The sequence below is a fragment of the Hadarchaeum sp. (SeqCode) genome, assembly GCF_049969415.1.
GTDB lineage: Archaea > Hadarchaeota > Hadarchaeia > Hadarchaeales > Hadarchaeaceae > Hadarchaeum.
Genome location: NZ_JBMFOX010000042.1, coordinates 1 through 7,940, shown reverse-complemented (window position 1 = coordinate 7,940; position 7,940 = coordinate 1). Strand labels below are relative to the sequence as shown.

Sequence of the window (7,940 nt, the reverse complement as noted above, 5' to 3'; positions counted from 1 at the left end):
ACCACCTCATCGGTCCAGCCCCTAGCCGCCAAAACACCGGCCTCAGGACAATTTTAAAAATTTAATGCAACAATGCACATTTTTCAACTTGAATGTAGAGTAACATAACTTCTATCATGTGCGGGCGGGCGATTTTTTAAGTAGCCTTGTCAAATAAATATGGGTAAATTACGTGAGTAAAAATTTGGGCTATTTCAAAAATGCTGAAATAGTTTTTCAGTGGGGTGCCCTCGAATATTTACGCAAGTTGGAGGGTAAAAAGGCCGCAATCATAACCGATATGAGTTCTATGGGAAAACTTGGTTTTGTTGAAAGGGTCTCTTCATACCTCCGGGATTCAAATATCGATTCAAACGTGGCCGCAAGCATTGAAAAGGAGCCCTATGTTGACGATTTTTACGTCGGAGCCAAAGCCCTCTCAGAATTAAAACCGGACCTGATAATCGCGCTGGGTGGGGGCGCGGTTATAGATGCCGCTAAAGGCATGTGGGTGTTGTACGAACATCCGACGATTGATCAGGAAAAAATTTTCATCCCGTATGCCATTCCCCGTCTTCGCAATAAGGCAAGGTTAGTGGCCATACCATCCACGAGCGGCACAGGATCGGAAACCTCTTGCGCGGCAGTTTTCGTGGAACCAAAGGAAAATACAAAGCGTTTGATTCTGTCCCGGGAGATAATACCAGATTTGGCCATCTTAGATCCAGAAATCCCCATGCACATGCCGCCAAAGGTGACGGCATCTAGCGGAATGGATGCCCTGAGCCACGCGCTGGAGTCGTATGTTTATACGCTATCGAATGATTTCTCCGAGGCCACGGCTTTGAAGGCGATAAAGCTGATATTTGAAAACTTGGAGCGGGCCTACGGAAATGGGAAAGACGAAATCGCTCGGGAAAAAATGCACTATGCGGCAACCTTGGCAGGAATCGCGATAAATAACTCTGGCACGGGCCTTGCCCACGCCATGGATCACATCGGCCCTCAGTTCGGCATCCCCCACGGCGTCGCCTGTTCGATTTTGTTGCCCTATGTCATGGAGTTCAATCTCGGATCCGAAAGGGCGCGGAAAAGATACGCCGAGATTGCAAGGTTTCTCGGGCTGGATGGGAAGGATGAAGGAGAGTTGGCAAAAAGATTGATTGAGAAGGTAAGAAGACAGCAAACGATTCTCAATTTGCCAGCGAGCATCAAAGCAGCCGGGGTTGCCGAGGAGAAATTTTTCAAAGTACTGGAGCTGATGGTGAAACACTCTTCGGAGAACTTTAGCGCTAGAATGAATCCTAGGCCGCCGACACCAGCGGAGATCAGGGAACTGTATCTGAAGGCCTACTTCGGTTAGAGTAGTATTGCATTTTTTATTCACTTTTCGATAACGTGCAGAGGCCCGGGGTTTGGGTAATTTCTAAGAATAATCTCTTCTCGCCAGTGCTTGCTAGCAGCATAACTGGATTCAGCTGATGGTCGATAAGGAAGATTTTTAAAGGCGGTTTTTATAGTTAAACTGGAGGATTGAAAAAGTGAAGAAGACAGAGTTGGCCAAGGAACTGGGAGTCTGGGACGCTTTCTTGCTCTCTGTCGGTGGCATGATTGGCGGTGCAATCTTCGTTCTCGGTGCTCAGACAGGGATGCTCGCCGGTCCTTCTGCGCTGCTGGCATGGGCGCTCGCCGGGCTGCTGATGTTCATCATCGCCTTAGTGCTGGTGGAACAGGCCACGGTATTCCCCCGCGCGGGAGCAATACCTGCCTATGCCATGGAAACCTTTGGAAAAAGCTTCGCCGTAAGATCATTCGCCAGCTTCTTAGGTGGTTGGGGATCGTTGATTGGTCAGTGGTTCGGCGTTCCCTTCAGTGCGATGTACGTCGGAGGCTATGTGGTTTCCATAGTTCCCGGTTTAGCCGGATACGAAACCGTTATTACTTGGCTGGTCCTGACCTTTGCCTTCCTGCTGAACATTTCCGGTATATCAATCACTGGAAAAGCAAATGCGGTGCTGACAGTGCTGCTGCTGATTCTAATGCTTTCGTTCTTCGTGAGAGGTGCCCCTGCGGTGGATCTTAAAAACTATTCACCGTTTTTCGCTACCGGTGGTCTAAACTTCCTGAAGGCGATCCCAATAGCAGCTTTGGGCTTCGGAGCCTGGCTTTCCATCTTGGCAGCGGCCGAGGAGATCAAAAACCCAGAGAAGACACTCCCTAAGGCGATAGGTCTTTCCATACTGGTGACGACGATATTTTACATCTTGATGCTGTTCCCGCTTTATGGGACGGTAAGCTGGCAGGAGTTCACTCCAGAAAATCCATTTGCTTTCTGGGCGCCCCTGTCCTACGCGGCGGTTAAATTTGCTCCCACCGAATCTTGGGTGCAGCTGGCGATATCCTTGGCGGCAATCCTTGCCTTGATAACAACAACAATTGCTCTGATGTTGCTGGCCAGCCGAGTGATATATGGGATGGGCAGAATTGGAATCTTCCCAGCTGCTAGCGCATACGTCTGGCCTAGAACTAGGACACCTGCGTCCGCGTTGATCATCGTTTACGTGGTTTCGATGATTCTAGGGTCAAATCCGGAGTGGGTGAACGCGATCATCATAATCGGTACGGTGATGTACGCAATAGGTTTCCTAATCGGAATCCTTTCCCACATCGGACTCAGGATAAACAGAAAGGACATAAAGGCGCCTTTCCGCGTTCCAGGCGGCATAGGCTTCTCAGTAATAGCATTTGTGGCACTGGCGCTACTGCTGGTCAATGTTTCAACGTTTGAGATTTGGTACTCGCTGCTTGCCGTAGTGATCGGCGTTGTCTACTTCGCCGTCAGATACGCCACCAAAACGGGAGTTTTCGCTAAGAAGCCCAGTTAATTAAATTTTTATTTTTTTTATTTTTCCTACATTTATTTATCCGGCTAGTCATTTTTCGATTTTAGGCCCCATTTTTAAGATGAAAATCGGCGCGTTGTTTCAAAAGGCAACGTTTGTCAGATAATTCGATTCAGCAGCATTTGATTAAGACATTCGATGTTTTCCTCAACAAATCGTTATTTCGATTTGAGACCCAGCTCAAATGCCCTGATGTTCAGGTCGACGGTTTTGCGCGGCACATTTTCTGCTATAACTTGCTTGAGGGTCTCGGTCGAAAAGGGCAGTTTTCCAGTGGCTGCGAGGGCGCCGAGCATGACGACGTTCAGGGTTCTGACATTTCCCGCCTGCTGAGCCAGCGAAGTCCCATCGACCTCGATAATTTCGCCATCCAGTTTTTTAACTGATTCTCTTATCTGATTCATGCTGGGATACTTCGCCCGCCCTATGTTGACGTTCACCGGCAACCATTCGTGGGTGTTGGTGATCAGCAGGCCTCCCTTTTTCAAGAACTCGGCAACATTTCTGAGGCCCTCCAGGGGCTCCATCGCCAAAATGATATCGGCACCGCCCCGTGGCACAAGGGGCGCATTCACGTCCCTGCCGATTCGAACATGGCTTGCGACCGCGCCGCCACGCATCGCGGCACCAAAAGTCTCCCCCACGCGGGCTCGAAGGCCGTCCCTTATCGCTGCCATCGCCACCATGTGCGAGGCCAGGACGCTGCCCTGACCTCCGACTCCAGCAATTATCAGGTTTAAACCCGCCATTCATTCACCTGCCTTTATCGCGTTAACGGGACAGACCTGCGCACAGATTCCACATCCGACGCAGACGATAGGATCAATTCCTGCCTTGTTCTCCTCAACGTTAAATGTTATCGCTGGGCAGCCAAGGGAAACACAAAGCTTGCAGCCCGTGCAGATATCTTTGTCCAGACTCATCTTTTTGCCGGTGTACTGTTTCAGCCGAATGGCCTGCAGGGTGCAAATCCTTCTCGTGATAACAATGGCGAACTTGTCGCTTTTCAATCCCTCTTCTATTGCAGACTGAGTAGCTTTCAGGTCAAAAGGATCGACCACCTTGACGAATTCCACCCCTAGTGCTTTTGCCACATCCTCAATGCAGAGCACCTTTGTTTCGTTTCCCGTCGCCGTTATCCCCGTGACCGGGTTCGGTTGGTGTCCGGTCATCGCCGTCCAGGAGTTGTCCATGACTATAAACAACCCCTTGGATTTATTGTAAACGGCGTTGACTACGGCAGGCAAACAGGCGTGGAAGAAGGTTGAGTCACCGGCCACGGCAACTATCGAGCCATCACTGTAGCCGGCGTGATATTCACCCTGCATCAGACCAACGCCTCCACCCATTATGTAATTGGTGTCCAGCGTCTCATACGGTGCTTCGATTTTGTAGCGAACCGACTCCGTGGAGAAGCTGGGTTTGTACTCCTTGCCGGCGATCCCATATCCTCCTTGCTCGTAACAACCGATGTCTCCATTGACGATTGGCACTTTCCCTCCGAAGGCCGCAAGCGCCCTCTTCAGAGCCCAATATGTGCCTAGGTGGGGGCAACCTGCACATAGGGTCGACGATCGCGGCACGACCAGACTTTTGATTTCTTCCCTGATTTTCTCGATTTGCGGGTCAACAGAGATTTCCCTGCCCGTGATCCTTGAGATGGCCTTTGCCACCACATCTATGTTGATTTCACCGACCTGAGGCATCTCCCCCGTAAGTTTGCCCAATATCCTGACGTTGGGGTTAGCGTCTTTGGCCAAGGCTTTCACCAATAACTCAACTAGAGGTTCACCCTCTTCAACAACGAGAACTGTTTCAACACCTTTCAGCAATTTTGAGACAAGTTTTTCTGGTAGTGGAGATGGAGTGCCAATTTTCAGAAAGGCCACCTTTCCTTCTAGGCCGAGCAATTTTATGGCATCGATAGCGTAGCTGGCCCCTATCCCCGAGGCAATCACTCCGAATTTTTGCCCTTCAGATATTTCAAGCCTGTTCCACGGCAGTTGTTCTATTATTTCCTTAATCATTGGCATCTTGCTGTGCAGCCACTCGTGCTTTTTAACTGCGCCGGGAGGCCCGTAAACGTTCCAGCGCCACGGCATTTTCCAATGCCGGTCGAAGACCGGTTTGCGCTCCAGCCTTTCGATTTTTCCCAGCTCTACATCCCCGGAGGCGTGAGAGATCCTGGTGACCGAGCGGAGAAAGACCGGCAGCTCCAGCTTTTCCGAGAGTTCGAAAGCATAACGTGCCATGTCCTTGGCCTCCTGCGCATCCGCTGGTTCCAAGCAGGGGATTTCACCATAGAACGCGGCGAAACGAGTGTCCTGCTCGTTGGATGAATAATGGGCATCCGGATCGTCGGCAACGACGATCAGAAAGCCCCCTCTAACGCCGCTGTAAACAAGGGTCATAAACATGTCCATGACCCAGTTGAGCCCGGCGTTTTTCATTGAGGTCATGGAGCGAACCCCAGAGATGGCCGCTCCAGCCGCCACCTCAAATGCCACCTTCTCGTTGGCGGACCATTCCACGTAGAAGCCCAGTTTAGGGGCAGCTTCAGCTAGCGTTTCTAGGATTTCCGAAGACGGCGTACCGGGATAGGCGGCGGCGAGTTTTAAACCGGCCTCGATCGCTCCTCGAGCAATAGCCTCGTTGCCCATAAGGAGTGCGCGCTTCCCAGGAGAGTCCTCTGTTATAATTTCAGATTTTCCCATACTAGTGACCTCTTTTCTATATTGTTTTTTTATTTAAAAGATTGATTCCTAAAAAATTTTCAAAATTTATTCTAGCAGATTTTTACAGCAGGCTTTGTCGAGGCCATTAGACTAACTTCTTTCGTAAACAGAGTATTTTCAATGAAGCATAAATTTTGAATTAACATCGCTTAGATTGGGTTATTTCATAACGAGGTACAACAGATAGTTTTTAAAGGGCTGAAAATACTTAAGTGGTGAGGTGAATCGAATTGGATTTTTGGGAAGTAGCGAGGAGGGCTGAGTTCGGCCCCATGATGAAAGAGAGCGACTTCGACATGAGGATCTCGATGACGGCTATGGAGCTGGCCAAGGAGCACGACATCGTTTACGACCACAACGTTTACGTTTGCAGTGACGACAGCATGGCGGACGATGTCTGGCAGGCGGGAGTTAAGCTGCTGCTCAGATGCGGTGTTTACAACGTCAGCAACAAACGCGTGATAACTTTCACCGATGAGGAGATTAAAGATTCATTGAAGCACGCCGTCGCGGAGTTTGAGGTTGGAAAAGGTAAGGACAGGATTAGGATCCGGGCAAGAAAAGTGGAGGACAGAGCAAGGCCCACCATCTTTTCAGGTCCATTTGGAGTGGAAACAACTTTGGACATGTTTGTGCCGTTTAATCAGGCCTTTGTTCAAGAACAATTGATTGACGTGCTCTTTCACGGAGGCCATATCCAGAGCATAGATGGGGTTGCTACCATCAGGGCGAACTCAGCGTTTGAAGTGATTGCCGCGAGGGTTTATGCCGAGCTTATGAATCAGGCCCTGATTCTCGGCGGAAGACCATTTATGCCCATCGTGTGGGGTGTGGCGGCAGGAGTTTCCAGCCTTAATGAGCTGGGGGCCGATAGCATAATGCCTCGAAATCCGGAGGACATTTTAAGAGCCGTGATGTTCTTGCCTGAGTTGAAATTAGATGATGTCTTGCTCTCTAAGACGGCGCATTTTATGAATTATGGGTATCCCATCTATGCAGGAACAACACCAGTGATCGGCGGATATGCCGGGGATGCTAACACTGCAGCCATAGTGGCGGTCGCAGAGCAGATTGCCACCAACTTGGTTTTTGGTGCTGTGGTTAACCACATAGGTCCCCAGCACATGAGATACCGTTCCCAGACAAACCCGGCCTCGCTATGGATGAACAGCGTCATTGGTCAGGCCGTGGCTAGGAATTCTAATCTGATAACCACTACTAGCGTCACCACAGCCGGAAGGCCCGGCAGCATGCAGATGCACCTCGAGGGAGCCGCCATGGCAATTTGTTCGGTGGTCTCGGGGAGAAATCTTTTGGGTCCGCGGCCAGCCCAGCCATTATATCCTAACCACCATAACCCGCTGCATTCACGTCTTTTCGCAGAAGTGGCAAACGCGGCCACGAAACTAAAGCGCGAGGAAGCAAATGAGATAGTTGCGAAACTGGTGGCGACTTATAAAGACACGTTGGATTTTGACAAATCACCCAAGGGTAAGACCTTTGAGCAGAGCTACGATGTAAAAACTCTAAAGCCAACCGAGGAGAACCTAAACTTATATAGAGAGGCAAAGGCAAAACTTATCGACCTAGGTCTGGAGTTGGAAGCATGAGCATGTCCAAGGAAGATATTCTTAGAGAACTGCGCGAGGGCGTTTTGAACTACGATGAGGAGCGGGTTAAACGCGCGGCGCAAATGGCGTTGGAGAACGGTGTTGATCCTTACTTGGCAATTACGGAGGGACTAACGCCGGCAATAAGGGAGATTGGGGAAAAGTTTGAGCGGATGGAGATCTTCTTGCCACAGTTGACGATAGCAGCGAAAGCAATGGAGGCGGGCGTGGCAGTTTTGGAGCCTGCGTTGAGTAAAGCGCAAAGTCAGAAGGTGAGACAGGGAAAAGTCGTTATTGGCACGGTACAGGGTGATATTCACAGCATTGGGAAAAACATCGTCGCGACAATGCTCAAAGCCGCCGGTTTCGAGGTCATTGATTTGGGCGTCGACGTTGCTGTGGATAAGTTCCTTGAAGCAGCCGAGCGCGCCAATGCGGACATCATAGCAGCCTCAGCTTTAATGTCCTTCACTAAGGTAATGCAACGCGATCTGGTCGAGTACATGAAGTCGGTGGGTGCAAAAGGCAAATACAAACTTATGGTGGGCGGAGGACCGGTGAACGAGGAATGGGCGCGGGAAATAGGAGCCGATGGTTATGCTGAAGATGCAATCAAGGCCGTTAAAGTGGCTAAAGAACTGATTGAAAAGAAGCAATGAAAAACAACACTTTTGGTCCAGAAGGAGCCGCACAATCGAACATTTGGCAAAATA

The 7,940-nt window shown here is 50.0% G+C and carries 6 protein-coding genes; 4 read left to right on the top strand and 2 right to left on the bottom strand.

Translation table 11 applies throughout. The features are described from left to right. Positions 1-172: 172 nt before the first annotated feature. Together ACP5PX_RS06995 and ACP5PX_RS06990 are read left to right on the top strand one after the other, a co-directional pair. Positions 173-1,342, top strand: a complete 1,170-nt coding sequence (locus tag ACP5PX_RS06995; RefSeq protein WP_428085254.1) for an iron-containing alcohol dehydrogenase — start codon at positions 173-175, stop codon at positions 1,340-1,342. Between the two features lie 178 nt (positions 1,343-1,520). Next, on the top strand, positions 1,521-2,864 hold the full coding sequence (locus tag ACP5PX_RS06990; protein ID WP_428085253.1) for an APC family permease: 1,344 nt from the start codon (positions 1,521-1,523) through the stop codon (positions 2,862-2,864). A gap of 176 nt (positions 2,865-3,040) precedes the next feature. Here the strand turns inward: ACP5PX_RS06990 and ACP5PX_RS06985 are convergent, their stop codons facing one another. Together ACP5PX_RS06985 and ACP5PX_RS06980 are read right to left on the bottom strand one after the other, a co-directional pair. Continuing rightward, positions 3,041-3,631: an indolepyruvate oxidoreductase subunit beta gene (locus tag ACP5PX_RS06985; protein WP_428085252.1), complete on the bottom strand. Its 591-nt coding sequence runs from the start codon at positions 3,629-3,631 to the stop codon at positions 3,041-3,043. Beyond that, positions 3,632-5,596 (bottom strand): thiamine pyrophosphate-dependent enzyme, encoded by a 1,965-nt coding sequence (locus tag ACP5PX_RS06980; RefSeq protein WP_428085251.1) that lies wholly within the window; start codon positions 5,594-5,596, stop codon positions 3,632-3,634. It abuts the gene before it with no gap. Positions 5,597-5,847: 251 nt separating this feature from the next. On the opposite strand from ACP5PX_RS06980, the gene ACP5PX_RS06975 reads away from it, so the two are divergent. Both ACP5PX_RS06975 and ACP5PX_RS06970 read left to right on the top strand, forming a co-directional pair. Beyond that, complete coding sequence (locus ACP5PX_RS06975) at positions 5,848-7,227, top strand: monomethylamine:corrinoid methyltransferase (protein ID WP_428085250.1); 1,380 nt, start codon at positions 5,848-5,850, stop codon at positions 7,225-7,227. After that, the gene (locus tag ACP5PX_RS06970; RefSeq protein WP_428085249.1) at positions 7,224-7,886 is read left to right on the top strand and encodes a cobalamin B12-binding domain-containing protein; all 663 of its coding nucleotides are present in this window, start codon (positions 7,224-7,226) and stop codon (positions 7,884-7,886) included. Before ACP5PX_RS06975 ends, ACP5PX_RS06970 begins: the two co-directional genes overlap by 4 nt. Positions 7,887-7,940 lie beyond the last annotated feature (54 nt).

Coding starts and splice junctions, on each gene's coding strand:
- ACP5PX_RS06985 (WP_428085252.1), bottom strand. CDS start 3,631: ATGGCGGGTTTAAACCTGATAATTGCTGGAGTCGGAGGTCAGGGCAGC.
- ACP5PX_RS06980 (WP_428085251.1), bottom strand. CDS start 5,596: ATGGGAAAATCTGAAATTATAACAGAGGACTCTCCTGGGAAGCGCGCA.
- ACP5PX_RS06970 (WP_428085249.1), top strand. CDS start 7,224: ATGAGCATGTCCAAGGAAGATATTCTTAGAGAACTGCGCGAGGGCGTT.